The 25,123-nt window shown below is 59.1% G+C and carries 21 protein-coding genes and 2 tRNA genes; 14 read left to right on the top strand and 9 right to left on the bottom strand.

Annotated elements, in window-relative coordinates; all coding sequences use genetic code 11:
- The first annotated feature begins 91 nt into the window (after positions 1-91).
- On the top strand, positions 92-1,072 hold the full coding sequence (locus tag QLG02_RS01685) for an NAD-dependent epimerase/dehydratase family protein (RefSeq protein WP_282464343.1): 981 nt from the start codon (positions 92-94) through the stop codon (positions 1,070-1,072).
- Positions 1,073-1,142: 70 nt separating this feature from the next.
- On the opposite strand, the gene QLG02_RS01680 is transcribed toward QLG02_RS01685, so the two are convergent.
- The 4 genes from QLG02_RS01680 to cydD all read right to left on the bottom strand — a co-directional run bounded on the left by QLG02_RS01680 (position 1,143) and on the right by cydD (position 5,690).
- Positions 1,143-1,535: a DUF488 family protein gene (locus tag QLG02_RS01680; protein ID WP_194759007.1), complete on the bottom strand. Its 393-nt coding sequence runs from the start codon at positions 1,533-1,535 to the stop codon at positions 1,143-1,145.
- A gap of 22 nt (positions 1,536-1,557) precedes the next feature.
- On the bottom strand, positions 1,558-1,929 hold the full coding sequence (rcsF, locus tag QLG02_RS01675; protein WP_010633326.1) for an Rcs stress response system protein RcsF: 372 nt from the start codon (positions 1,927-1,929) through the stop codon (positions 1,558-1,560).
- A 253-nt stretch (positions 1,930-2,182) separates the two neighbouring features.
- Entirely contained in the window at positions 2,183-3,928 is a 1,746-nt protein-coding gene (gene cydC, locus QLG02_RS01670; protein ID WP_282464342.1) for a cysteine/glutathione ABC transporter ATP-binding protein/permease CydC, read from the bottom strand.
- Positions 3,921-5,690, bottom strand: a complete 1,770-nt coding sequence (gene cydD, locus QLG02_RS01665) for a cysteine/glutathione ABC transporter permease/ATP-binding protein CydD (protein WP_282464341.1) — start codon at positions 5,688-5,690, stop codon at positions 3,921-3,923. Before cydD ends, cydC begins: the two co-directional genes overlap by 8 nt.
- A 201-nt stretch (positions 5,691-5,891) precedes the next feature.
- Here cydD and QLG02_RS01660 point away from each other — a divergent pair.
- Both QLG02_RS01660 and QLG02_RS01655 read left to right on the top strand, forming a co-directional pair.
- Positions 5,892-5,965 (top strand) — tRNA-Gly (locus QLG02_RS01660).
- A 94-nt stretch (positions 5,966-6,059) separates the two neighbouring features.
- Positions 6,060-6,134 (top strand) — tRNA-Gly (locus QLG02_RS01655).
- A 146-nt stretch (positions 6,135-6,280) separates the two neighbouring features.
- On the opposite strand, the gene arcA is transcribed toward QLG02_RS01655, so the two are convergent.
- Positions 6,281-7,000, bottom strand: coding sequence for a two-component system response regulator ArcA (gene arcA / locus QLG02_RS01650; RefSeq protein ID WP_011706824.1), 720 nt, complete (start codon positions 6,998-7,000; stop codon positions 6,281-6,283).
- Between the two features lie 376 nt (positions 7,001-7,376).
- Here arcA and QLG02_RS01645 point away from each other — a divergent pair, with 376 nt between their 5' ends.
- Both QLG02_RS01645 and QLG02_RS01640 read left to right on the top strand, forming a co-directional pair.
- Positions 7,377-7,793: a DUF3293 domain-containing protein gene (locus QLG02_RS01645; RefSeq protein ID WP_282464340.1), complete on the top strand. Its 417-nt coding sequence runs from the start codon at positions 7,377-7,379 to the stop codon at positions 7,791-7,793.
- Positions 7,794-7,835: 42 nt separating this feature from the next.
- A complete protein-coding gene (locus tag QLG02_RS01640) occupies positions 7,836-8,315 on the top strand; it encodes a putative 4-hydroxy-4-methyl-2-oxoglutarate aldolase (protein ID WP_282464409.1) in 480 nt (159 codons plus the stop codon).
- A 5-nt stretch (positions 8,316-8,320) separates the two neighbouring features.
- Here the strand turns inward: QLG02_RS01640 and QLG02_RS01635 are convergent, their stop codons facing one another.
- Positions 8,321-8,797 (bottom strand): hypothetical protein, encoded by a 477-nt coding sequence (locus QLG02_RS01635; protein WP_024943683.1) that lies wholly within the window; start codon positions 8,795-8,797, stop codon positions 8,321-8,323.
- 172 nt (positions 8,798-8,969) lie between these two features.
- Between QLG02_RS01635 and QLG02_RS01630 the strand changes: the two genes are divergently transcribed.
- Positions 8,970-9,368, top strand: coding sequence for an META domain-containing protein (locus tag QLG02_RS01630; protein ID WP_282464339.1), 399 nt, complete (start codon positions 8,970-8,972; stop codon positions 9,366-9,368).
- Positions 9,369-9,483: 115 nt separating this feature from the next.
- Here the strand turns inward: QLG02_RS01630 and aceK are convergent, their stop codons facing one another.
- Entirely contained in the window at positions 9,484-11,211 is a 1,728-nt protein-coding gene (gene aceK / locus QLG02_RS01625; RefSeq protein WP_282464338.1) for a bifunctional isocitrate dehydrogenase kinase/phosphatase, read from the bottom strand.
- A gap of 195 nt (positions 11,212-11,406) precedes the next feature.
- Here aceK and QLG02_RS01620 point away from each other — a divergent pair, with 195 nt between their 5' ends.
- The 6 genes from QLG02_RS01620 to QLG02_RS01595 all read left to right on the top strand — a co-directional run bounded on the left by QLG02_RS01620 (position 11,407) and on the right by QLG02_RS01595 (position 18,153).
- Positions 11,407-12,099, top strand: coding sequence for a tRNA/rRNA methyltransferase (locus QLG02_RS01620; protein WP_241872004.1), 693 nt, complete (start codon positions 11,407-11,409; stop codon positions 12,097-12,099).
- Between the two features lie 260 nt (positions 12,100-12,359).
- Positions 12,360-14,819 (top strand): bifunctional aspartate kinase/homoserine dehydrogenase I, encoded by a 2,460-nt coding sequence (thrA, locus tag QLG02_RS01615; protein WP_029299563.1) that lies wholly within the window; start codon positions 12,360-12,362, stop codon positions 14,817-14,819.
- A 2-nt stretch (positions 14,820-14,821) separates the two neighbouring features.
- Positions 14,822-15,802: a homoserine kinase gene (gene thrB, locus QLG02_RS01610; protein ID WP_282464337.1), complete on the top strand. Its 981-nt coding sequence runs from the start codon at positions 14,822-14,824 to the stop codon at positions 15,800-15,802.
- Complete coding sequence (thrC, locus tag QLG02_RS01605; protein ID WP_282464336.1) at positions 15,799-17,073, top strand: threonine synthase; 1,275 nt, start codon at positions 15,799-15,801, stop codon at positions 17,071-17,073. The genes thrB and thrC overlap by 4 nt, the downstream gene beginning before the upstream one ends.
- A 92-nt stretch (positions 17,074-17,165) precedes the next feature.
- Positions 17,166-17,582 (top strand): SgcJ/EcaC family oxidoreductase, encoded by a 417-nt coding sequence (locus tag QLG02_RS01600; protein ID WP_282464335.1) that lies wholly within the window; start codon positions 17,166-17,168, stop codon positions 17,580-17,582.
- 322 nt (positions 17,583-17,904) lie between these two features.
- Positions 17,905-18,153 carry a hypothetical protein gene (locus QLG02_RS01595; RefSeq protein WP_049047326.1) on the top strand — a complete coding sequence of 83 codons (249 nt, stop codon included), beginning with the start codon at positions 17,905-17,907 and terminating at the stop codon, positions 18,151-18,153.
- 100 nt (positions 18,154-18,253) lie between these two features.
- Here the strand turns inward: QLG02_RS01595 and QLG02_RS01590 are convergent, their stop codons facing one another.
- Positions 18,254-19,156, bottom strand: a complete 903-nt coding sequence (locus QLG02_RS01590) for a hypothetical protein (RefSeq protein WP_282464334.1) — start codon at positions 19,154-19,156, stop codon at positions 18,254-18,256.
- A 407-nt stretch (positions 19,157-19,563) separates the two neighbouring features.
- On the opposite strand from QLG02_RS01590, the gene QLG02_RS01585 reads away from it, so the two are divergent.
- Positions 19,564-21,159 (top strand): ATP-binding cassette domain-containing protein, encoded by a 1,596-nt coding sequence (locus tag QLG02_RS01585; protein WP_282464333.1) that lies wholly within the window; start codon positions 19,564-19,566, stop codon positions 21,157-21,159.
- A 258-nt stretch (positions 21,160-21,417) separates the two neighbouring features.
- Here QLG02_RS01585 and QLG02_RS01580 read toward each other — a convergent pair whose 3' ends face one another.
- Positions 21,418-23,943: a hypothetical protein gene (locus QLG02_RS01580; protein WP_201885653.1), complete on the bottom strand. Its 2,526-nt coding sequence runs from the start codon at positions 23,941-23,943 to the stop codon at positions 21,418-21,420.
- Positions 23,944-24,559: 616 nt separating this feature from the next.
- Between QLG02_RS01580 and QLG02_RS01575 the strand changes: the two genes are divergently transcribed.
- Entirely contained in the window at positions 24,560-24,940 is a 381-nt protein-coding gene (locus QLG02_RS01575) for a hypothetical protein (protein ID WP_042065734.1), read from the top strand.
- Positions 24,941-25,123 lie beyond the last annotated feature (183 nt).

The raw sequence follows: 25,123 nt of genomic DNA, 5'->3' as shown, positions 1-25,123 counted from the left end.
GGATGAGTGAAAGGCGCGTTCGCCAGCAGGGCGGCTCGCTACAACCGGCGTGACCGCAGGAGAGGGGCCGCGCCGCACAGGAGAGACAGGGATGAAACTGCTGATCATCGGCGGCACCGGATTTCTGGGGCGCCATCTCACTGCGCTGGCGCTGGACTGGGGCCACGAGGTGACCTTGTTCAATCGTGGTCGACGCCAGCACCCGGACTGGCGCGAGCTCAGCCAGCTGCAGGGGGACCGGGATCAGGACCTGACCCCGCTGCATCGCTACCAGGGAAGCTGGGATCTGGCCATCGACACCTGCTGCTATCGCCCCGAACAGGCGGCGAGCCTCTCGGCCGCCCTGCTCGGGCGCTGCGAGCGGTTGATCTTCATCTCCACCATCAGCGTCTATCGCGACTTCGCCCAGCCCTGGCAGGACGAGTCGGCGCCGCTGCACGAGATTGCCGAGGGGGAGATGCCGGAAGATTACGGCCCCCTCAAGGTGCTGTGCGAAGCCATGTATCGTGCCCGTTGGGGCGAGCGACTCTGCGTTTTGCGCCCAGGCGTCTTGTGCGGCCCCCATGATCCCACCGGCCGGCTGGCCTGGTGGGTGAAGCGGGTGCAGCAGGGCGGCCCCTGGCTGCTGCCGGGGCAGGGGGAAGACCGGCTGCAATATCTGGACGTGCGCGACTGCGCCGAGTTCGTGCTGCGGGCCGCCGAGCAGCAATTGAGCGGCATCTTCAATCTGGTCAAGCCCGGTATCGCGCTGAACGACTGGGTAGATCGACTGGCCGCCAGGCTGGCCCCCGCCACTGCGATCGTGCCGGAGTGGGCGCCCTGGCCCGCGCTGCTGGCCGCCGGGGTGGAGCCCTGGCAGAGCTATCCGACCCTGTTGCCCAATGAGCAGCCCGAGTATGCCGGTTATGGTCGCATCAGCGCCGAGGCGGCCATCGTGCAGGGCCTCAACTTTCGGCCGCTGGAGGAGACGGTGGCGGATGTGGCCGAGTGGCTGGCCGGCGCGCCGGACGCCGTGGTGGCCGCCGGCATCACGGCCGAGCAGGAGACGCGGCTGCGTCAGCTGGTCCGCTAGAGGCCGGCAAGTGCCGCAGCAAAGCAAAAGGGCATCGAGAGATGCCCTTTTCTGTCTGGTGTGAGCGCCGCTACTCGGTGCGCATGGCGGCGCCGGCGGCGGTCAGTTGCTCGCGCAAGATGGCGCGATGACAGCGGGACTCCTGCTCGCAGTAGCAGCCCACCGACAGGTTGGTGGTGTGGGAGAGGGCGGCCAGCAGCGCCAGATCGTGCCTGGCGGCGGGGGTGGCCAGCTCGGCCTTGTACTGTTTGCAGAAGGCGTTCCACTGGGCGGGCGTCTCGGCAGCCTGGCCCAGCTTCATGGTGTCGTTGCTGGGGGCGAGATTGGGGAACCAGACGTCATACCAATCCTGGCTGGCAAACTCGGTTTTCGGCACGCCGCGGGGTGGGCGGCGCACGGTGCCGATCCGCAGTCCCTCGTCAGGCAGGCGGGGCGTGCCGAGGCGAACGATGGCCAGTGCCATGCAGTCTCCTTGCAGTTGACGCTTATTTCTCGGTGGCGACTTTCAGCGCCTGGCCGTAGCAGATCACCTGCTTCAGGCAGCCCGGGGTGTCGCTGAATTCGGCGCACTTGTCGAAGGTGACGCCGTTGCCGCCCATGTCGGCCACGCGGCGGCGGGCCAGGGTACGGGCCTCACCGGCGTTGGGGATCGGCTGCTTGGCATCGCTCTGGCAGGACTCCCCTTCGACGGTGCCGAGATAGAGGTAGTTGAGATCGGCCAGCTGGCCCTGTTCATAGATCTGAACGCTGCCCGGCTTGAAGTACTCGTCGAAGTTCTCTTTGTCCAGATTGCTGTTGAAGGCAAAGTCGGCGCAGCCGGAGGCAATCAGGGGCATCATCAGGATCAGGCGTTTCATCGTCTCGTATCTTGTGTCGGTGATGAGGACAGTAGCAAGGCGCAGGCGCTCCATGTCGGCATCTGGTGGAATAACGAAGGGGCCATTATAGGGGTCAGTCGACGGTGTCGACCAGCCCCATTTTTAGCCGTATGGGCGGGGTGTGACCAGAATCCGGGCGTGTGTTGCCCGTGCAGCTTCACGCTGCCGGCAAAGATGACTGGCCTAGTGTCATGAGAGAGGGGCGCAGCGGGCGCCCCTCTCTCGTTGCTCATCAGGCCGGCGCCAGCCGCTGATGCAGGCTGCGGTAGTAGTCGTCCGCCAGCAGCGTCTGATGGGGGGCGCAGAGGCGGATCTGCCCCTCTTCCATCAGGGCGATCCGGTCCATCTGCTCCAGCCCCAGCAAACGGTGGGAGATGAGCAGCAGGGTGCGATCCGACCCCAGCTTGAACAACAGTTCCATGATCTCCCGCTCGGTCTGGCTGTCGAGCCCTTCGGTCGGCTCATCCAGCAGCCAGAGCGGCGCGTCGTGCAGCAGGGCGCGGGCGATGCCGATGCGGCGGCGTTCGCCACCGGAGAGCGGTCGGCCGCCATCCCCCAGCCAGGCATCGAGCCCGCTGTCGCTGTGGCCGTTGTCATCTTCCAGCAGGTTGGCAAGGCCGACCTGGGTCAGCACCTGCACCAGCTGCTCGTCACTGGCATGGGGGGCGGCCAGCTTGAGGTTGCCGCGCAGGGTATCGGCAAACAGGTGCACCCGCTGGCTCACCACCGAGAGGGAGGCGCGCAGCGCCCCTTCGCTGTAGTCGGTGAGCGGCTTGCCATCGAGCAGGATCTTGCCGGCCTGCGGGTTCCATTCGCGGGTCAGCAGTCCCATCAGGGTCGATTTGCCGCAGCCGGTCTGGCCCAGCAGCGCCAGCTTTTCACCGGCCTGCAATTGCAGGGTGCAGCCGCGCAGCACCGGCTGCGGGTTGCCTGGGTAGCTGAAATAGAGGTCGCTTATCTGCAGAGCTCCCTGTGGCGCGTGGCGCTCTTCGTGGCCCCACTCGGGGGCCTTGGCCTCCTGCAGGATCTCGTTGAGGCGGCGGGCCGAGGTGAGGCTGGTGGAGAGGTGCTGGAAGGCGCCGGCCAGCGGCATCAGCGCCTCGAAGCTGGCCAGGGTGGCGAATACCATCAGCGCCGTGATGGGATCCGGCGCGGTGCCTGCTACCCCGTGACCGGCCAGCCACAGCATCAGGGTGAGGGTCCAGCCGCTCAGCAGTTGCACCGAACAGTTGGCCAGCCCGCTCACCCGGGCCATGCGGGCCTGGGCCTGGATCAGCGCCTGCTCGGCCTGCTGCAGCTCGTCGCGCGCCCGGGGGGCGGCGGCAAACATCTGCAGCTCGGCCTGACCGTCCAGATAGTCCACCAGACGGGTACGCAGGTTGGACTTCTCGGCGATCAGCTGGCGGCCAGGCTGGCGGCCGAGGAAGTAGAACACCAGCGGCAGGGCCAGCATGCCGAACAGCAGGATGGCGCCCAGTATCAGGGCCAGGTCGGCATCAAACAGCGAGAGGAAGAACACCAGGCCGGCGGTGCTGAGCAGGGCCGCACCGATGGGGGTGACCAGCCGCAGGTAGACGTGGTCCATGGCGTCGATGTCGGCCACCAGCCGGTTGAGCAGATCCGCCTGGCGAAAGCCCGCCAGGGCGCCAGTGGAGAGCGGCGAGAGCTTTTGCCAGAACCAGACCCGCAACCGGGTCAGCACCCGGAAGGTGGCGTCGTGGCTCACCACCCGCTCACCCCAGCGGCCAGCGGTGCGGATGATGGAGAAGAAGCGTACCCCACCAGCCGGCGTCATGTAGTTGAAGGTGTCGCGACTGGCGACCGCGATCCCCGCCACGGCGGCAGCGGAGAGGAACCAGCCGGAGAGCGACAGCAGTCCCATCCCGGCGACCAGGGTCACCAGGGCCAGCAGCAGGCCGAGGGAGAGGCTCAGCCAGTGCTGGCGATAGAGGCGCAGAAACGGCAAGAGATCAGTCATCGAGAGAACCCTCGTTACGTTGGGAGAGCAGGCGGGCGAACGGCCCCTGCGCGGTACTCAGTTGCTGGAAGTCGCCCTGCTCCACCAGCTTGCCACGCTCCAGCACCAGGATCTGGTCCATCTTGGTGAGCTGGTCGATGCGGTGGGTGATCATCAGCAGGGTCTGGCCTGCGGCGGCCTGTTCGAGCGTGGTCATGATGGCCCGCTCGGAGTGGCGATCCAGGCTGGCGGTCGGCTCGTCCAGCACCATCAGCTGGGTGGACTTGAGCAGGGTTCGGGCCAGGGCGAGGCGCTGGGCCTGGCCGACCGAGAGGCCGCCGGCCTGATCCCCTACCGCATAGTCGAGCCCCTTCTCCATGGCAAACTCCCACGCCTGAGCCCGTTTCAGGGCCTCCTCCAGTTCGCTGTCACTGGCGGAGGGGTTGGCCAGCAGCAGGTTGTCGCGCAGCGAGGCGTGAAACAGCTGCGGGTTCTGGGAGAGCCAGCCCAGCTGGCGGCGCCACTGGCTCATGTCGAGGCTGGCCAGCTCCTGGCCGTTGACCTTGAGCTCGCCGCGATAGGGGGCAAAGCCGAGCAGGGCGTTGACCAGCGAGCTCTTGCCGGCGCCGCTGATGCCGATGAGGGCGGTGCGCGAGCCGGACGCCAGGGTGAAGTCGATGGGACCGACCAGCACCTTGCCCTCGGCGCTCAGCACTTCAAGGCCTTTGGCTTCTACCTTGATGGGGGCGTCGGCATGGAAGGGCGCATGGCCTGAGGCGGGTTCCGTCACCTCGGCTTCAAGGAACTCCAGCAGCTGTTCGGCGGCGCCGATGGCCTGCGCCTTGGCGTGGTAGTGGGCGCCGAGTTCCCGCAGCGGGGCGTAGAACTCGGGGGCCAGAAACAGCACGAACAGGCCGGTAAACAGGGTGACTTTGCTGCCATAATGGCCGAAGTTCAGGTGATCGATATAGGAGAAACCGAAGTAGACGGCCACCAGCGCCACCGAGAGAGCGGCGAAGAACTCCAGCACGGCGGTGCTGAGGAAGGCAAGGCGCAGCACCTCCATGGTGCGTTCGCGAAAATCTTCCGACGCATCGCGAATGGCATCCCCTTCCGCCTGGGTGCGCATGAACAGCTGCAGGGTGCGCAGCCCCTTCAGGCGATCGAGGAAGTGGCCGGAGAGACGGGCCAGCGCCTGGAAGTTGCGGCGGTTGGCATCGGCGGCGCCGACCCCCACCAAGATCATGAAGAGGGGAATGAGGGGCGCCGTGCCCAGCAGGATAAGGCCGGCGGCCCAGTTGACCGGGAACACGGCCACCAGGATCACCACCGGAATGAACACGGCAATCGCCATCTGCGGCAGGTAGCGGGAGAAGAAATCCTGCATGTTTTCAATCTGCTCCAGCAGCAGGCTGGCCCAGCTGCCGGCCGGTCGACGCTGGATGTAGGCCGGTCCCAACCGGCCGAGGCGGGTGAGCACCAGCTCGCGGATGGCCTGGCGCACCGCGCTGCCAGCCTTGAAGCTGGCTACTTCACGGCCATAGGCCAGCACCGCCTTGCCGAGAGTGACCAGCAGCAGGGCGATGAAGAGGGGAATGGATTGCGCCGGCGTAGTGCCTTCGATGATGAAACCGTGCAGCAGGGTGGCCAGCAGCCAGGCCTGCGCCACCATCAGGATGCCCTGACCCAGGCCAAAGCCGATGGAGAGGCCGATCCAGCGCCGGCCGTGGCTCGATTGATTGCGCAACCAGCCATAGAGTCGTTTTTGCGTTTTTTTATCCATTACCACCATCCTCGCGTCGAGTGGCGCAAGACTATCCTCGCCCCCCAGGCTTGGCAACCTTGTAAATTCCGGCTTGTGAAAACGGTTGATTGAAAAAGCGGCGCGCTGCTCATTAGTTGGTCGAACAGATTGATTTACGGTAAAAAACCGTATCGAGGTGATTGCGCTCGGCGGCAAAATGCATATAGTAGAGGCCCTGACGCGGGTGTAGTTCAATGGTAGAACGGTAGCTTCCCAAGCTGCATACGTGGGTTCGATTCCCATCACCCGCTCCAAATTCCAGATAACGGTCAAGGCCGTTGTCACCTCAGCCGAAACGGCTGTCTGTCGTGGGGTTTCCCCATCACACCAAGCAAGTTCTGATGCCAGGCGGGCATCGTATAATGGCTATTACCTCAGCCTTCCAAGCTGATGATGCGGGTTCGATTCCCGCTGCCCGCTCCAGCCTTCATGCAAAAAGCCCACTCCTGCGAGTGGGCTTTTTGTTGTCTGTTTTTTGATGCCGGCGAGAGTGCCAGCTTGACCAAGCTGGATGGTGCAGAAATGGAAAAGGCGCCATCGGCGCCTTTTCAACTCGGGGAGAGGGAGGATTACTCCTGCTCCAGCTCGCCGCAGAAGCGATAGCCTTCGCCGTGGATGGTGGCGATGATCTCGGGGGTGTCGTTGACGCTCTCGAAGTGCTTGCGGATGCGGCGGATGGTGACATCCACGGTACGGTCGTGGGGCTTGAGCTCACGGCCGGTCATCTTCTTGAGCAGCTCGGCGCGGGTCTGGATCTGGCCCGGGTTTTCGCAGAAGTGCAGCATGGCGCGGAATTCGGAGCGCGGCAGCTTGAACATGTCGCCAGCCGGACTGACCAGGGCGCGGCTGTTGATGTCCAGAGCCCAGCCGTTGAACAGGTAACGCTCCACCAGCTTCTTCTCTTCGCCACCGGCGGCCACGTTCATGGTGCGGCTCAGCAGGTTGCGGGCACGGATGGTCAGCTCACGGGGGTTGAACGGCTTGGTGATGTAATCGTCGGCACCGATCTCCAGACCCAGGATCTTGTCCACTTCGTTGTCACGACCGGTCAGGAACATCAGGGCGATGTTGTCGTCCTCACGCAGCTCGCGTGCCAGCAGCAGGCCATTCTTGCCCGGCAGGTTGATGTCCATGATCACCAGATTGATGGTGTGGGAAGTCAGAGCCTGATGCATCTCGTCGCCATTGTTGGCTTCGAGCACGATATAGCCCTCTGCCTCGAAGATGCTTTTCAGGGTATTGCGAGTGACCAGTTCGTCTTCGACGATCAGAATGTGTGGTGTTTGCATGAGTATTCCCAGATTCTTATCAGTTAGTTATCTAAATTTTAACACTCTTTGGCGTTACCCGACCGGTCCTGAAAATTTATTACGTCATCCTGGGTATGAATGTCAGGTCGGATTATCGCGAATTTGGCATCAGCGTTGGCAAACATCCCTGTGCCACACATAGGCTCTCAATAAGTCTGATCGAGAGAAGCCTGGAAAGGTAGTCCATTACAAAAGTGGCTGCATTTTATCAGTTAACAGGCGCATAACAACACTCTTTGCCGTCAGATAGCAACTTTTTAACTCTGGTTTGATATAGGTCAAACCCTGAGTTCACAGCATGATACTTGGGGTTGCCCCCATTTTCGCCCCTATAAAATGTAATGGAATGTAACATGTGGTTGACATGAATTTGTGGGAAAACTACAGAAAAATCTGCTTTATTGCACCCTTTTCGGCGCCGAAATGGCCTGCCTACGCCATTGTGACGGCCTGGAATCCTGCCAGTCTCGAGCTGGGAATGCGTCGCAATACCCGCCGTCAGCGGGCCCTGTGGCGGGCCATTGCGGCGGTGCCTCGCTGGCAGGCGATGGGTCCCTGCCGGGGCAGTTCGCTGGATGAAAGCTGGCAGGAGTCGTCGCTGCTGCTGGCCTCCACGCGCAGCGAGGCCATCCGGCTGGCGGCCCGCTTTGGCCAGAATGCCATCTACTGGGTGGAACAGGGGGAGCTCTGGCTGCTGCCAGTGTTGCTGGCGGGGGAGCCACACCATCTGGGCAGAATTGAATCCCACTGGATTGTCAGGGACTCTGCTTGATGAAAGAATGAGCGAATTCATGTCCATGGAAGGAGACTTATGATGCTGGATCTACTGCCCGATCTCTGTGACGAGTACGGCGATGCCCTGCAGGTGGCGGAACCGCTGTTTCAAGATTTTGGTGGCAAGGTGCTGTTTCACGGCCAGGCAGTCACTCTCTCCTGTTATGAGGACAACAGCCTGGTGCGGGAGCTGGTCAACCGGCCGGGGCAGGGGCGGGTGATGGTGATCGATGGCGGTGGCTCCCTGCGCCGTGCCCTGCTCGGCGATCAACTGGCGATCAAGGCGGCGGAGCAGGGCTGGGAAGGCATCGTGATCTACGGCGCCGTGCGCGACGTGGGCACGCTGGCAACACTGGCGCTGGGGGTCAAGGCATTGGCGCCCTGTCCGGTCAAAACCGAGAAGCGAGGGCTGGGTGAGCTGGATGCGGTGGTGTCGTTTGCCGGGGTGACCATACATCCGGGTGACTACGTCTACGCCGATCTCAACGGCGTGCTGGTGAGCGCCACCCGGCTGATCTGACCCAGCTAGAAGTTGAAGCCGACCCCGACGCTGAGGGATTGTTCGGTGCTAAAGGCGCTGACGCCGTAGTTGGCGGTGATGGCCAGTTGCGGGGTCAGCAGCAGGCTGGTGTTGAGCTCTAGCAGGGTGCTGGGTTTGTTCACTTCCAGCTGTTTGAGCTGGCTGCCGATGTTGAGCATGGGGGAGAGCTGATAGCGCACCCCCGAGCTCAGGTTGTAGCCGGATTGCTCGCTGCTGGGGCCGATGGCCGGGCCTGCTTCCATGTAGAGGCTGACGCCATCGTGCAGCGGATATTGATAGCCGGTATTGATGAGCCAGAGATCGAAACTGTCGTTGTGATGAGTCTGATTGCCGAGCAGCACGCCGGAGTAACTCTTGACGTAGAGCTGGCTGTTGGCGTCGTTCTTGAGGAAATCCCAGTCGGCGGCCTGGGCGGTAAGGCTGAGGCATGAGACGAGTGCGATGACGGATGATTTGACCATTCTTTTCCCCTCCCTGGGTCCGGAACAGGAATACAAGCATGGCACATGCCAGCTGGTAGTAAAGGGAACCCCGATCACAATAAAACAGTTTTGATTTGCTCCGCTCTCATGATACACAGGCCCCCATCACCATGTTTCTTCCCCTATTTTGCTGATATCAAGAGGTGAACCCATGAACAAAAAACTGACTCTGCTGGCCGTACTGGCCCTGGGAGGCTGCGCCATGGAAACTGGTTCCAAACTGACTCAACTGCAAGCTTCCACCTGGCAACTGCAAGGGGCGAACGGCGACACCTTTACCCTGCAAGTCGCCGGTGACAAGGTAGCGGGCAAGGGCGGCTGCAACCGTTATTTCGGCGCCATCACCCAGCAGGGTGACGGCGTGCTGGCGCTTGGCCCCATGGGTTCGACCCGCATGATGTGCATGGGCGATCTGGCGGGCAAGGAGATGCTCTATCTGCAGAAGCTGGAGAAAGTGGCGAGCTTCCAGATCAGTGGTCAGCAGCTGGTATTGAGCGACGCCAACAAGGCGGTGCTGCTCACCTTCGACGCCATGCCTGCCGCCAAGTAACTGACGGTTTTGTCAGGGACTGTCGTAGCGCGAGCTGACGGCCCAACGCAAAAGGGACGCCTCGGCGTCCCTTTTGCTATTTGCACTCCCTTGTGCAACTGGGCTCCCGGACAGGCTAGCCCCCCCGCTGAAACTTGAAGCGCTTCTTGCGCCGATAGGGATAGACATCCTCGAACACCCCCTCCTTGATGTTGCTCTGCAGCATCTTCCAGTAGTTGGCATCGAACAGCTCCTTGTGCAGCTGCATCATGATGTCGCGCACCTGCGGCTTTTGCAGCAAGAAGGTGGCGAACTCTTCGGGGAAGATGTCGTTGGGGGCCACCGAATACCAGGGCTCGGCGCTCCACTCATCTTCGGGATAGCGCGGCGGCGGGATCTGGCGGAAGTTGCACTCCGTCATGTAGCAGATCTCGTCGTAGTCGTAGAACACCACCCGGCCGTGACGGGTGACCCCGAAGTTCTTGAACAGCATGTCGCCCGGAAAGATGTTGGCCGCCGCCAGCTGCTTGATGGCGTTGCCGTACTCCTCCAGCGCGAGCCGGGTCTGCTGCTCATCTGCCTTGTCCAGATAGAGGTTGAGCGGGATCATCTTGCGTTCGGTGTAGAGGTGCTTGATCACCAGCTTGTCGTCGGTGAGGGTCAGCGCAGACGGGGCCACCGTCTTGAGCTCGGCCAACAGCTCGGGCGAGATGCGATCGAGGGGAAACTCGAAGTTGGTGAACTCCTGGGTATCGGCCATGCGGCCCACCCGGTCGTGCTGTTTTACCAGCCGGTACTTTGCCTTCACCTGCTCGTGGCTCACATCCTTGGGGGGCGTGAACTCGTCTTTGATCACCTTGAACACCACGTCATAGGAGGGGAGGGTAAACACGCTCATCACCATCCCCTTGATGCCGGGGGCGATGACGAACTGCTCCCGGCTCTGGGCCAGGTGCTGCTGATAGTGGCGATAGAGTTCGGTCTTGCCGTGCTTCTGGCAGCCGATGGCGTTGTAGATCTCGTAATCCGGCTTGTGGGGCATGATCTGGCGCAGAAACAGCACGAACAGCGCCGGCACGGGGGCATAGACCATGAAGTAGGCGCGGGCGAAGCCAAATACGATGGAGGCCAGCTCAGGCTCGAAGATGACGGTGTCCACATAGATGCTCTGACCGGTGCTGAGTAGCGGCAGGATGAAGGGAAAAACCTGCCCTTTGGCCCGGATCAGCCCCACCAGATAGGCCCCCTTGTTGCGGTAGAACACCTCCTTGAGCAGCTCGATGGCGAACGGCTCATCGTGCAGAATGGCCGGCCCGTTCTCGGCAAGATGGCGCTGGATGTCGACAATATCCCGCTGTTTGTCCTCATAGGGCAGGGTAAAGCTGTAATCCCCCAGCAGCTGGCTCAGGGTCTGCGGCAGGTGGGCGAGATCGGTGCGATAGATGCGCAGCAGGGCGCTCAGGTCGGGGTGCTCCCCCCGGCTGCGAAACGGGTGGATATAGAGGTTCTCGTCGCGAATGTTGCGATGGCGGAAGATGCGGCGATAGACGGAGTTGAAGAAGGACTCCGCCACCTCGAAGTTCTCGCACTTGGGCAGCAGATCGCTGAACGCCCCCTTCACCTGCTTGAGCAGGGCCTGGCTCGGCAGGGTAGCCCCCATCATCTGCTTGATCAGCGCCGTGGTGGCGCCGACGTGATGATCATAGAGGCGAATGCGCTCGCGCCCGGCGAGCTGCACCCCCAGCCAGTCGCTGTTCTCGAAGCGACTCTTGCTGCCCTGGGTGATTTCGAGAAACCGGCTGTAAAACGACTCGAAGCGTTGCAGAATCGTCTCGGCGACGGCCTGTTCCAATGGCTGCTGCATCTCTCTCTTCCTTGTGATCTGTCGGGCCGATGGTGCCTGGGATTGGCTGCAATTTGTTCACATTTCCGGCCACTATGGCAACATTCAAACGTCTGTTCAAGTGGCAATTTTCGGGTGAAAACGGTAGATTGCGCCCCTGTTTTGCCGATGATCCGCTGTTGTTTGCGCATTCGGCCCTGCCCAGGAGAAAACCCGATGAAACTCTATTTTGTGCTGGTGGCCCCCGCCCGCCCGGCCAACGTGGGCGCTGCCGCCCGCGCCATGAAAACCATGGGCTTTGATGCCATGCGACTGGTGGCAAGCCGGGTGCACGAAGAGGAGGAGGCGAGCTGGGTGGCCCACGGTGCGCAGGAGGTCCTGACCCAGGCCGAGGCGTTCGATACCCTGGAAGAGGCGCTGGCCGACATGGATCTGGTTGTGGCTACCACGGCCCGCCAGCGCGGTCGTTATCAGCACTACCTCACGCCGGCCGAGATCCGAGACCAGATCAAGGCCAAGCCGTCGCTGGACAAGGTCGCCATCGTGTTTGGCTGCGAAGAGTCGGGGCTCTCCAACGAGCAGCTGGCCCAGGTCGACCTCATCAGCTATCTGCCGCTCAAGGTGAGCTACCCGTCCCTGAACCTGGGGCAGGCGATCATGCTGTATGCCTACGAGCTGAGCCAGTTGCTCGATGAGCCCGAGGTGGCAGCAGAAAATGTTGATAACGCCGGACAGGTTCGGGTGCTTAAAAGCAAAACAGCAGAAATTCTCGGTGAACTCGGAGTTTCACAGGATGAAAAACTGCATCAATGGGTGATGGACCGAGTGCCCATGCTGCCGCAGCGGGATTTGAATATGCTCCACCTGCTCTGCAAAGACCTTGCCCGCAAACTTGGCAAAGAGGTTTAGGTTGACAGCCCGGCGCCCGGCGCGGTATTGCTAAAAGCCAGCTTCGTTCAAGAGTGTTCGTCATGCAGTTATTCACCAACGTCATCACTACCACCATTATTACCGGTACCACCACAGGTGGCACTGGGGCCGGTTGATGCGCTGACGAACAAGCACAGAAATCAGAAAAGGCCCGTACCCACCCAGTACGGGCCTTTTTGTTGGATGATTTTCAGAACCATTTTCGGGCAAATTTGCAAGGATCACAGGGAGAGAAAGCGATGAGAGTGTTGAAGTTTGGCGGGTCGTCACTGGCCGATGCAGAGCGTTTTTTACGGGTCGCCGATATCGCGGTGAATACCCACGGCCAATCCCAGGTTGCCCTGGTGCTGTCGGCACCGGCCAAGGTGACCAACCACCTGGTGGCACTGGTGGAACAGACCAGCCGTGGCATGGATGCCAGCAGCACATTGTTCGAGATCAACGGCATCTTCTCCCGCCTCTTGGCCGGCTTGAAGGCAGCCTATCCGGCGCTGGATGACAAGGCGCTGCAGGCTCGTCTGACCAGCGAACTGGATCAGGTGGAGCGGCTGATGCAGGGCATCCGCCTGCTGGGGCTCTGCCCGGACAACGTGCAGGCCCGCATCCTGAGCCGGGGCGAGAACCTCTCCATCGCCTTCATGCACGAGTTGCTGCGGGTACGCGGCCTCGAGCTGGACATCATAGTGCCGGAGCAGCTGCTGGTGACCGACGGCGGCTATCTGGAGGCTCACGTCGACATTGAAGCCTCCCGCCTGCGCTTCGCCGCCAAGGGCCTGCGCTCCGATTGCCTCTACCTGATGCCAGGCTTCACCGGTGGCAGCGACAAGGGCGAAACCGTGCTGCTCGGCCGTAACGGGTCGGATTACTCCGCCGCCGTGCTGGCCGCCTGCGTCGATGCCGAGTGCTGCGAGATCTGGACCGACGTCGAGGGCTGTTACAACTGTGACCCCCGTCTGGTGCCGGACGCCTACCTGCTGAAAACCCTCTCCTACAAGGAGGCGATGGAGCTCTCCTACTTCGGTGCCAAGGTACTGCACCCGAAAACCATAGCCCCCGTGGCCCAGTTCCACATTCCCTGCCTCATCAAGAACAGCTTCAACCCGCAGGGGCCGGGCACCCTTATCGGCGTCGAGCAGGGGGATGACGACCTCAAAGTGAAGGCCATCTCGGATCTCTCCGGCATGTGCATGTTCAACGTCTCCGGTCCCGGCATGAAGGGCATGGTGGGCATGGCCGGCCGCATCTTCTCCGCCGTCTCCCGCGCCGGGGTCAGCATAGTCCTCATCACCCAGTCATCCTCCGAGTACAGCGTCAGCTTCTGTATCCACAGCTATGACTGCGACAAGACCCGCAAGGTGCTGGAGCGCGAGTTCGAGCTCGAATTCAAGAACCAGCTGCTGGATCCGCTGGAGATCATGCAGGATCTGGCGATCATCTCCCTCATCGGTGACGGCATGCGCACCTCCAAGGGGATGGCGGCCCGTTTCTTCACCTCGCTGGCACAAGCCTCCATCAACATCGTCGCCATCGCCCAGGGTTCTAGCGAGCGCTCCATCTCGGCGGTAGTGCGGGATCGCAAGGTGGCGGAAGCCATCAAGGCCTGCCACCAGAACTTCTTCGGCAGCCAGCAGTTCATCGACCTGTTCGTGGTCGGCGTCGGCGGTGTCGGCGCGGCCCTGGTGGATCAGATCGCCCGCCAGCAACCCGTGCTGGCCGAGCAGGGCACCGGCCTGCGGGTGGTAGGCATCGCCAACAGCCGTCAGATGGCGGTCAACAAGGATGGGCTGAACCTCGCCAACTGGCGTGAACAGCTGGTGGAGGCCCGTGACAGCTTCAGCCTGGAAGCGGTGCAAAAGCTGGTGGAAGAGAGCCACCTCATCAACCCGGTGATCGTCGACTGCACCTCCAGCGAGGCCATCGCCGTCCAGTACGCCGACTTCCTCGCCGCCGGTTTCCACGTGGTCACCCCAAACAAGAAGGCCAATACCGGGTCGCTCGATTACTACAAGGCGCTGCGTCGCACTGCCCGCCAGACCCGTCGCAAGTTCCTGTACGAGACCAACGTGGGCGCCGGCCTGCCGGTCATCGAGAACCTGCAGAACCTGATCAAGGCTGGCGACAAGCTGCGTGCCTTCGACGGCGTGCTGTCCGGTTCGCTCTCCTTTATCTTTGGCAAGCTGGACGAGGGGATGGCCTTCTCCGATGCCACCAAGATTGCCCGTGGTAACGGCTTTACCGAGCCGGATCCGCGCGACGATCTCAACGGCATGGACGTGGCCCGCAAGCTGCTCATTCTGGCCCGCGAGGCCGGCATGGCGCTGGAGCTCTCCGACGTGGAAGTGGAGCAGGCCCTGCCGCCCGGCTTTGATGTGAGCGGCGACGTGGAAGCCTTCATGGCCCGCCTGCCGGAGGCTGATGGCTGGTTCCGCGACCAGTTTGCGGCCGCCCAGCGTGACGGCAAGGTGTTGCGCTACGTGGGCTCCATCGAGGGTGGCAAGTGCAAGGTCGCCATCAAGGCGGTCGGCGCCGACGAACCGCTGTTCAAGGTCAAAGACGGGGAGAACGCGCTCGCCTTCTTCTCTACCTACTACCAGCCGATCCCGCTGGTGCTGCGCGGCTATGGCGCCGGTACCGAAGTGACCGCCGCGGGCGTCTTTGCCGACGTGCTGCGCACCCAGAACTGGAAGCAGGAGTTGTAAGCATGAGTTCAGACATGTACCAGAGCGGCAGCGTGGTGGCCTATGCCCCCGCCTCCAGCGCCAACCTGAGCGTGGGATTCGATGTACTGGGGGCGGCGCTCGCCCCCGTGGATGGCTCCCTGCTCGGGGATCGCGTCCAGGTCAAGGCAGCCGATGTACCGTTTGCCCTCTCCTCCGTGGGCCGTTACGCCCACAAGTTGCCGGCTGACCCGAAAAAGAACATCCTCCATGACTGCTGGCTCGCCTATGGCGAGGCGCTGGAGAAGCGCGGCCTTGGTCTCAAGCCGCTCGAAATGGTGCTGGAGAAGAACCTGCCGGTGGGCTCGGGTCTGGGTTCCAGCGCCTGCAGCGTAGTGGCGGCACTGGAAGGCCTCAACGCCTTTCACGGCGCCCCCCTCAATGAACACGACCTGCTGCTGCTGATGGGGGAGATGGAAGGCAAGATCTCCGGCTCCGTCCACTACGACAACGTCGCCCCCTGCTATCTGGGCGGCATGCAGCTGGTGCTGGAAGAGCATGGCGTCATCAGCCAGGGCATTCCGGTGTTTGAGCAGTGGTACTGGGTGGTCTGCTACCCGGGCACAGTGGTCTCCACCGCCGCGGCCCGCGCCATTCTGCCGGCCCAGTATCGCCGGCAGGATTGCCTCACCTATGGCCGCCGGCTGGCCGCCTTCGTGCACGCCAGCTACACCGGGCAGGAGGGGTTGGCGGCGAGCGTATTGAAAGACGTGATTGCCGAGCCCTACCGCGCGGCGCTCATTGAAGGCTTTGCCGAAGTGCGGGCCCAGGCCGCCCAGAACGGGGCACTGGCCACCGGCATCTCGGGCTCTGGCCCCAGCGTGTTCGTGGTGATGAAGGATCTGCCCCAGGCCGAGCGGATGAAAGATTGGATGGACGCACATTTCGTGCAGAACGAAGATGGATTTGCCCGGGTTTGCAAACTCGACATGGCCGGGGCACGGGTAACAGGAAGCGAGCTATGAATCTTTACAATATCAAGGACAAGAGTGAACAGGTGAGCTTCGCCCAGGCGGTGCGTCAGGGTCTGGGCCGCGAACAGGGTCTGTTCTTCCCCGAGCGGCTCGAGCCGTTGGCCGATGTGGATGCCCTGCTGGAGTTGCCGTTGGTGGAGCGCTCCGCCCACATCCTCAGCCACCTGCTGGGGGACGAAGTGGCCGCGCCTCAGGTACACGAACTGGTCAAGGCGGCCTTCACCTTCCCGGCGCCGCTGGTGAAACTCAAAGATGGCACTTATGCCCTCGAACTGTTCCACGGCCCGACCCTGGCGTTCAAGGACTTCGGCGGCCGCTTTATGGCTCAGTGCCTCGCGGCCTTTAGAACCAACGACAAGATCACCATCCTCACTGCCACCTCCGGCGACACCGGCGCCGCCGTGGCCCACGCCTTCTACGGGCTGGAGGGGATCGAGGTGGTGATCCTCTACCCGAAGGGCAAGATAAGCCCGCTGCAGGAGGCGCTGTTCTGCACCTTAGGGGGCAACATCCGCACCATCGCCATCGACGGCGACTTCGATGCCTGCCAGGCGCTGGTGAAGCAGTCCTTCGACGATGAGGAGCTGAAAAAGGCCATTGGCCTGAACTCCGCCAACTCCATCAACATCAGCCGCTTGCTGGCCCAGGTTTGCTACTACTTCGAGGCGCTGGCCCAGTTGCCGAAAGCCGATCGCGCCAAGGCGGTCATCAGCGTGCCGTCCGGCAACTTTGGCAACCTCACCGCGGGTCTTATCGCCAAGGCGCTGGGGCTGCCGGTGAAGCGCTTTATCGCCGCCACCAATGCCAACGATACCGTGCCGCGCTACCTGAAAACCGGTCAGTGGGATCCGCACCAGACGGTGGCAACCCTGTCGAATGCCATGGATGTGAGCCGCCCCAACAACTGGCCTAGGGTAGAAGAACTGTGCCGTCGCAACGGCTGGGCGCTGGAGACCTTGGGCTCTGGCATGCGCAGTGATGCCGAAACCCGTGGTGCGCTGAAACGCCTGCATGAGCTGGATTACCTGTGCGAGCCCCATGGCGCTATCGCCTGGGATCTGCTGGGCGAACAGCTGGCTGAGGACGAAGTGGGGGTGTTCCTCTGCACCGCCCATCCGGCCAAGTTCAAGGAGTCGGTGGACGAGATCCTGGGGCTGGACGTGCCGCTGCCCGGCCCGCTTGCCAAACATGCCGTGCTGCCGCTCTTGTCCCACAACCTGCCGGCGGAGTTTGCCCCGCTAAGAGCCTTCCTGCTCGGTTAAGTTGAAAGCCAATCCCCCGAGCTCGGGGGATTTTTCTATCCGTTGTTTTCTATCCATGACAGGGCGGGCAAGCCGCCCCATAAGGAGTGAAGATGAGTCAGCATCCCCTTCGTGCTCTTGTCGAGACCTGCGACGCCGCCATCTCCCGGCGTGATTTCGACGCCCTGATGGCCTTCTACGCCGAGGACGCCGCCCTGGTGGTCAAGCCCGGCATGGTGGTGCACGGTATTCCCGCCATCCGCCGTGCCTTCACTGCCATCTCGGATTACTTTCAGGGGCAACTCACGGTGGAACAGGGCGCCATGGAGGTGATCGAGGGGGCCGACAATGCGCTGGTGATCATGGAGACCCGGCTCAATTACCCGGATGGTCAGGGAGGCCTGACTGATGAAACCCGCCGCGCCACCTATGTGTTTCGCAAAGACGCCGATGGGCAGTGGCGCTGCACCATAGACAACTCCTATGGCACTGCGTTGCTGGCAGCGGTGGACCCCGAGCCTTCTGCCTGAACGCTCCCTGGTGCGATCCCAGAGTGGGGACTGGTACAAGCCCCCGAATGGCAGGAAATCAATAAGCTGCTGATATAGAAACAGTTATTAGACATTGCTGTGGTGCGGCACCGATTTGATGCGGGTTTTCTCCGTCATAATGGCGGCGCGCAGAAGAATAAAAAACATGGGAAAAAACCGGTAATGGAGAGTCCCTTGACCAGCCGGTCGGTGGTTGTTAATCAGGGTGCTGCATGAAGCCATCATGGACGAACAGGGCCGAAACTCCTTTTCGGGGGAGCGGCCGATGGCCGGATAATAACGTACCAGGGAGCAAACCATCATGTGGCCGTACCGAAAAGTCGTAACGCAATCCCTCAAAACCCCTCTGGTCATCGCCAGGGTGCTGGTTTATATCGCACTGTTACTCTTGCTGCCGTTGCCCTTGATCATTTTCTCGGGTTCCCTGGTCGGCGGCGCTATTTTTGTTCCTTACGCCGTCTCTGTGCTGCCTGTCAGCGTCGGGCTGATCATCATCTCCGGTTTTATGGCCATCCTGATCGCCAGGGTGGAGGCGCTCAAGAACCGCTGATAGCGATCACCGGCGCAGATAGTGACTCGCCAAACAGGGTGAACGGGAAACAAAAATCCCCCGAGTGCGGGGGATTTTTATTGCTTCGATAGCGGGCTGCTTAATTAGCTTTGCCAATCACCTGAGGGCTCGCTTCGCAGAAGTCGTAACCGTCGCAGTACTGCACCTGATAGACATACTCCTTGCCGGGGATCAGAGGATTCTGGTCGCCATTGATGTCGATATAGCGGTCGTCGTTGATGCCGAGTTTGGCCAGTTCGACAAATTTCTGATCTTGCGGCTTGTCGAGTTTCTCGGCGCGGGAGATGCGGGTGTATTTATGCTGACGGGTCGTGATGGCGCTGTTGTCGGCATTGCTCCAGGCGAGCTGGACTTCGCTGACCAGATCATTGCTGGCCTTGATCCCGGCAGGCTGGTTGAATCTTGGGTACTGCACCTTGATGGTGGAGCTGGCGATGCGCAGTCTAAGGCTGGTCAATGAGTCGAAGGAGGCAATATTGCTGCCGCACAGCGAGAGATATTTCGGCATCGCCTTGTCATATTTCGGCTGATCCTGCCCATCGTAGAAATGCATCGAGAGCTGGGTATCACCGCTGGAGTAAGAGGTCGCCCGTTCGATGTTCTTGCGCTGGGACAACATGAAGTTGTCGGGTGATCTGCCGGCCCCGACGGAAAGGGTCATGAAGGTATAAGAGTCGCTGGTGGAGGGCTGATAGAGATTATTGGTGCCCCGCAGGGAGTAGCTGCGATATTTCGGGTCGGAATACATGTAGGAGTAGAGAGCCATGGTACCGGCAGAGGCACCTCCTTCCGCATTGACGCCGGTGTCATTGAAGTTGTGTCCGAACAGCAGGGTGGCGCCTTGCGGGGTATTGAGGCGATACATCTGGCAGCCATCGATGATCCGCTGGTATTCCAGTGTGGCGAAGTGGTGGGCAACAGTCTGTTCGGCCATGGCAGGTGCAGCCAGCATGGTCAGAGCGGCGAAGAAAGCGCGTTTCATATAATCGAATCCCGAATAAAAAAAGAGCGCACATTCTAGATCATGTCATCCGTCAGTTGTGCTCCATATGGGTATTGAACTATCCCTCAAGGAGTGGTTTTCTTACGAGGCTTCATTTTGGCTGAAAATGGCTGACAACAGGATCTGAGCCAGATCATGTGTGTTGACCTGCTCGCATATGTCGGGTTAGCCTCTTGGCTCCTTTGATATATGAGTACGTTCTCCGATGCGCATTTAACCTGTCCGCACCCCGCTTTTGATTCCTCTCCCGCCAGGGAGATCGGGTGCGTCTTACCGTGACAGGTTGATGCTGATTCCTTGTTTGTTTTCCCACTTGTGGACACGTGTCCCTGTCATTTGGCTTGGCTCTTGGCCTGCGGCTTCCGCACTGGCCCACAGGAGTTCAGATGACCCATATCGCATGTCATATCAACGCCTTGCAGCTGCCCTTCGGCGCCTGCACAGTGCCCCTTACCTTCACTTTGCCCGCTGCGGGCTGCACCCTGATCGGCCGCAACGGCATCGGCAAGAGCCTGCTGCTGGAATTGCTGGCGGGCCAGCGCCGCGCGGCTTCTGGCAAGATCGAGTGGTTGACCCCCATCAGCTGGTTGTCCCAGTTTGCACCCGCGCAGACTCATGACGACGCAGCCAGCGTGGCCGACCTTATCGGCTGGGGCGAGCCGCTGCGGGCCCTTGAGCGCATCGAGCAGGGGAGCTGCGCCCTGGACGATTTCGAGCGGCTGGCTGATCGCTGGAACCTGCGCAGCGATCTTGCCGACCTGCTGGCAGAGGCGGGCCTCAGGCTCGATGCCCATGCCCCGGTCAGCACCCTGAGCGGCGGCCAGCTCACCCGTTTGCGCCTGCTGGCACTGTTTGCGAGATCTGCTCACTTTCTGCTGCTCGATGAGCCGGACAACCACCTGGATGCCAGTGGCATCGCGTGGCTGAGCCAGCGATTGGCCAGCCACAGTGGTGGCTATCTGCTGGTAAGTCACGACCGGCGGCTGCTCAATCAGGCCAGCCAGATTCTGGAGCTGGGCGAACAGGGGCTGCAGAGTGGCAGCCTCTCGTTTGAGGCATTTTTGGCGCAGCAGGCCGAGCTGCAGGCTGCCCGCAGCGCCCGGCTGGCGCAGGCGGAGCGCCGTGAAAGGGCGGCGGCACGCAGCGTGCAAAAGGTGCGCGAACAGGCGGCCAGACGGGCCAGCCAGGGGCGACGCGAGCGCGGCTCCCAGGCCAAGATCCTGCTCGATTTCAAAGCGGAGCAGGCGGGCAAATCCCTTGGCAAGGTGCTGGATCGCCACGAGCGGGGCCACAGTGCCCAGGTGGAGGCGCGCGCCGAAGCGGCGGCTGCGCTGGCGGCGGTGCAGCCGCTTGTCATGCAGTGGCCGGCGAAAAGCGATCGCAAGGGGGCGGCCCAGCCGCTGGTGATCACGGCGGCGCGCCACAGGCGCTGGCATGGTCAGCAGGTCGATCTGGTGCTGCAACGGGGGGCTCGCTGTCTCTTGGCCGGTCGCAACGGCAGCGGCAAATCGAGCCTGCTGCAGATGCTGCGCGGTGAGCTGGCACCCGAGGCCGGCAGCTTTCGCATCAATGGCCGGCTGGCCTGTCTTGATCAGGGACTTAGCCTGATTGCGCGAGACCTCAGTCCGTTGGCCAACCTGCTGGCAGTGGTGCCGATACTCTCCGAGAGTGACGCGAGAACCCGGCTGGCGGGCATCGCCCTGCGCGGCGATCGCGCCCTGGCGCCCTGCCATGGGCTGAGCGGTGGCGAGCGGTTAAAGCTGGGTCTCTTGATGGTACTGGCGCAACAGCCCGACTTGCTGCTGCTGGATGAGCCTGACAACCATCTGGATCACCCCTCGCGTCAGCTGCTCACTCAGGTGCTGGCCGATTATCCGGGCACCCTGCTGCTGGTCTCCCACGATCCCGACTTTGTCGCCGGGGTGGGAATTGAAAGGGAGTATTGGTTGGAGGGGGAGAAGCAGGCGCTGAAAAGCGTATAAGCCTCTGCACAAGTTCAAGGTGTCGGTGGGCGAGATCCTGGGGCTGGACGTGCCGCTGCCCGGCCCGCTCGCCAAGCACGCCGTGCTGCCGCTGCTCCTATTACCTGCCAGCGGAGTTTGCGTGGTTCAGGGCGTTTTGGGTGGGTTACGCCGCCGAGCTAAGATAACCGATAGAAATAACCCACCCCCCCCCCGGTAACGGGGGATTTTTATTATGAGGTTTATAACATAGAGCGATTTAAATATTAAAGTGGATTATCACTCGCTATCAAAATCATCATCATCAAATGAGACATTATTTCTATTTGCCTCTAATAAAGCTGCTGGATTGTAATTTCGCTTGGCTGATGATCTGACTCGATTTAGTTCTTTCCTGAAGTCTTTCTTTCTCTCTTGCATTACGTCATTACACCATTGCACTGGCAGACCACGTTTTCTCGCTTCATTTACAAGAAGTTTTAACGACTCATGCATATGCTCATAAAAAACTCTACCTCGTTGAACTCTGAGTCTAATTTTTCTTAAAATATCTCGTTCAGCATCTATGTCATTACTTAAGTTCCGTAAGTTTTGCCATATTTTAGTGTCAGATATATAAGTGTCAAACATGACGTTTTCAATAAATGTAAAGTTGCATATTAATTCTCTAACTATATATCCACCCAATCGTGATGGAACAAAGCTAGAAGCAATCGTAGGTTCTCCATGGTTAGCAGTAAATATAAATCTTTTCTTGCATAGATCAAACAACACTTGTTTGGTAAAACCATCCCCAATACCAATTTTTTTCATACATTCAGATATTATAGAGCCATCTATTTGTCTGAAATTACTTTCACTAGCGTAAGCAACAATGGCAGATAATAGATACAATCTTAATAACTGCATTTGATTAACTGAAAGGCGGGCGTCAAAAGGGTTTGCTATGGATGATGAATCTTCATTATATACCATGTGGGTACCAAGCATAATAGCTCTAAAGGCCTCATGCTTCGGAAGTAAATATTTTCCAGTTCTCTGGTAAAGGTCTAGAGCTCTTCCTGGATTTGTATAACCACGCTCTAAAAACTCTCGGGTCATTCTCAAAGCCAGCCGCACATCTTCTGTTGCAAGCACTTCTATTCTATTTCCGATTTCGGTGCCAAGAACAGAGCCTTGTAGTAAGTCGACAATTTGTGATATGTCATCTAACTTTACTTTTGCACCATTTTCAGCAATGAATTCCCCTCTTTTTCCTTGTGATAAGTGCTTAACTAAAGCAAACCTTTTAGAAAGAACAGTGCTTATTCTCGGTGGGTCAATCTGCACTGTTTCGAAGTCAAAAGCATCAATTGCAGGGGAGTTTCTGTGTCTTGCAAATGTTGACTGACGTAGACATAAAACTAGGTTCAATGCTAAATGTCTCGCAATAGCAAGTGATTCAGTGAAAAGTTTAGATTGAGCATCGTCATTTTCTATTTGGTCAACGTTATCTATGATTAGAAAAAAAGGTGATAATTTAGTTGCATACTTTAGAATCTTATCTACATATGGAGTGACTTTTTGGTAATCACTCATTAGGGCTTCTGATATGAGGTCATTCGCTTTATCATCAGATGCAAATGCTAGGGGGCCAGCTCTCAAAGCTTCAATCTCTGTTGCATATGCATCTCGAACAAAATTTCTATTCTTAAGCATGCTGTTGGAGTTTATATATTCCAATAGAGAGTTATATATAAATTCGCTAGCGGAAATATTACTGGGACTGCTTAAAAAATCTAAGTGTAACCAATGAGGCGGGCTTTTATCATTCGGATTGTCAAATATTTCATTTATTCTGACTTTTCTCATGTAGTGGAGAAAGGTTGTCTTTCCTGCTCCAACTGTACCTAAGAGTAGAATCGCGAGTGGTTTTGTTATGTTTGGCGCGCTTTGTTTTTTTCCATGTTTTTTAAATTTATCAATGATTATTTGCGTATCAGTTTTCTTCATTGCACGAAGAACCGCACCACCAACTACAGGCTCTCTGCGAGTAACATTCATTCTTATTTTTCTATCAAACTTAAGTGTTTCTGGTGTGGCTACATAGCACCTCTCAAAGGAGTTACTATCTAATGATGTTATAGAGTCTGAAAAAGCAGCTTTTACTTCATTCTCAATTAATGGAAACATTGGGTTGTGACGAGTACCTCTGGCATTAGTAGAGAAAAAATTCCCCAGCTTCCTATTTTCAATTTGATTTCCTACTCTCCCAAGAAGTATGGCCTCCAAACTTCCTGATATAACAGAGCTGCGGCTTAATAAGTCATAGAACTCTTGATAACTTTCATGTAGCGCATCTTGTAATGACCAAAATACTTGAGCTGTAGAGTCGTTAAATTTGACTTGGTCATGTCGCTGCGCTGGGAAAATTGCCCAAATAGCGCCGTTTGTTGCGACCGCATAATCTATTCCAAACTTTCTAGCATAATCTCTTGCTTGGATAATCGCGTGACCAAGTTCACTTTGCAGAAATTGGTTGGATAGTTTCACTCGCCTCTGCCCTGCAGTGGCTGTAAATGATGCACCAACTTTTTTGGCCTCTACAACAATAGCTGTATTTGCTGTCCTTAATATGTAATCGGAGTAGCTTGTATTTCCATCCTCCGTTACATGCTCCTCGGGAGAAATATCCTCATCAAGCCAACCAAGAATTTCGCGAAGAACTCTATCTATAACTTTGAGCCTAGTTGCTGACTCATTTGCATCACATAGAGATAGGGTCTGGTATGTTTTGAGTATTTCCGCTGAGGTTGAGGCTGACATGTCATGTGTCCTATTTGATGACAATATAAAAACTTCTCGTATTTGATGGGGGATTATTTGGATGCAAAACTCACTAAGTTTAAGGCCAAATTTTTACTCACAACTTTTCGTTAAATTAAAACTTCATTTGTGAATATATTTTCAGCTGATGAACATACGCTACCGCCCGTGGATTACAGCTTCCAATATGCTCCATTGACCAGCGAGGCAGCAGCCCATCACAGATGAATAGGCACCGGATGGCTATGTTAAGCCAATCGAATCTGCTCTCACCAGTCAAAAGGTGACGTAACTATCAGGAATATCTGCGTTTTATGCGCTGGCTCAAGAAATCGCTGTGGTAGGGAACAGGATTCCCATGGCCCTTGATTTTATTGGTGTTGGCGAATGTCGTGGAGAAGAGGGGTCTGGCTTGCTGTTGAGGCGGAGCTGGTCGGGGAGAATCCCGCTTAGTCAATCGGCGCTATAGTGCGGCTATGGTGCCCTGTGCTCTGTGGCCTTGGCTGGCAAGGCGGGGGATCTGCGGCAACAATCAGCTGTTGTAATAACCGCTATTTGCAAACCATCACAGTGCAAACAGGTCACCATGCCAACACATCACAATAAGGAACGTCATATGAAGCGTATTGCCATCCTGTTCGGCCTGCTCTGCGGCAGCGTGTTGCTGGCCAATCCGGTCTTTGCCAACGACGCGGCCCAGTTGCAGTGCGAGGCGCAGGCCGCGGCCAAAAAACTGGCGGGCGCTGCCAAGACCAGCTTTGTCGGCAAGTGCGTGAAAGATGCCGCCGGCGCCAAGACGGGCGAGTGCGAGAAGGCGGCGGCTGACAAGAAGCTGGCCGGTGCGGCGAAGAACAGCTTTATCCAGAAGTGCGTGAAGACGGGCGCGGCGATGGATCCGGCGGCCAAGTGCGAGAAGGCGGCGGCCGACAAGAAGCTGGCTGGCGCGGCCAAGAACAGCTTTGTCCAGAAGTGCGTGAAGGATAGCGCCGCCAAGTAAGGCATTTTCTCATCCGGTGTGTTTGCGGGGGGCCATCAGGCCCCCCGCGCTTTTTGGGCGCAGGGGCATTATCGCTGAACGGATGACGGGGCGCTTGCCGCAGGGGCAGGGCTGGGTTGGGGTGTGCGGGGGCAGCTGAGCGGCGGCGAAGGGGGTCAAGCGGGGTGGCCCCGGAGAAGTTGC

Origin of the sequence: Aeromonas sp. V90_14 (assembly GCF_029967615.1) — a bacterium.
Taxonomy (GTDB): domain Bacteria; phylum Pseudomonadota; class Gammaproteobacteria; order Enterobacterales; family Aeromonadaceae; genus Aeromonas; species Aeromonas hydrophila.
Note: the sequence above shows the minus strand (reverse complement) of the source record. Positions and strands in the feature narration are given on the sequence as shown.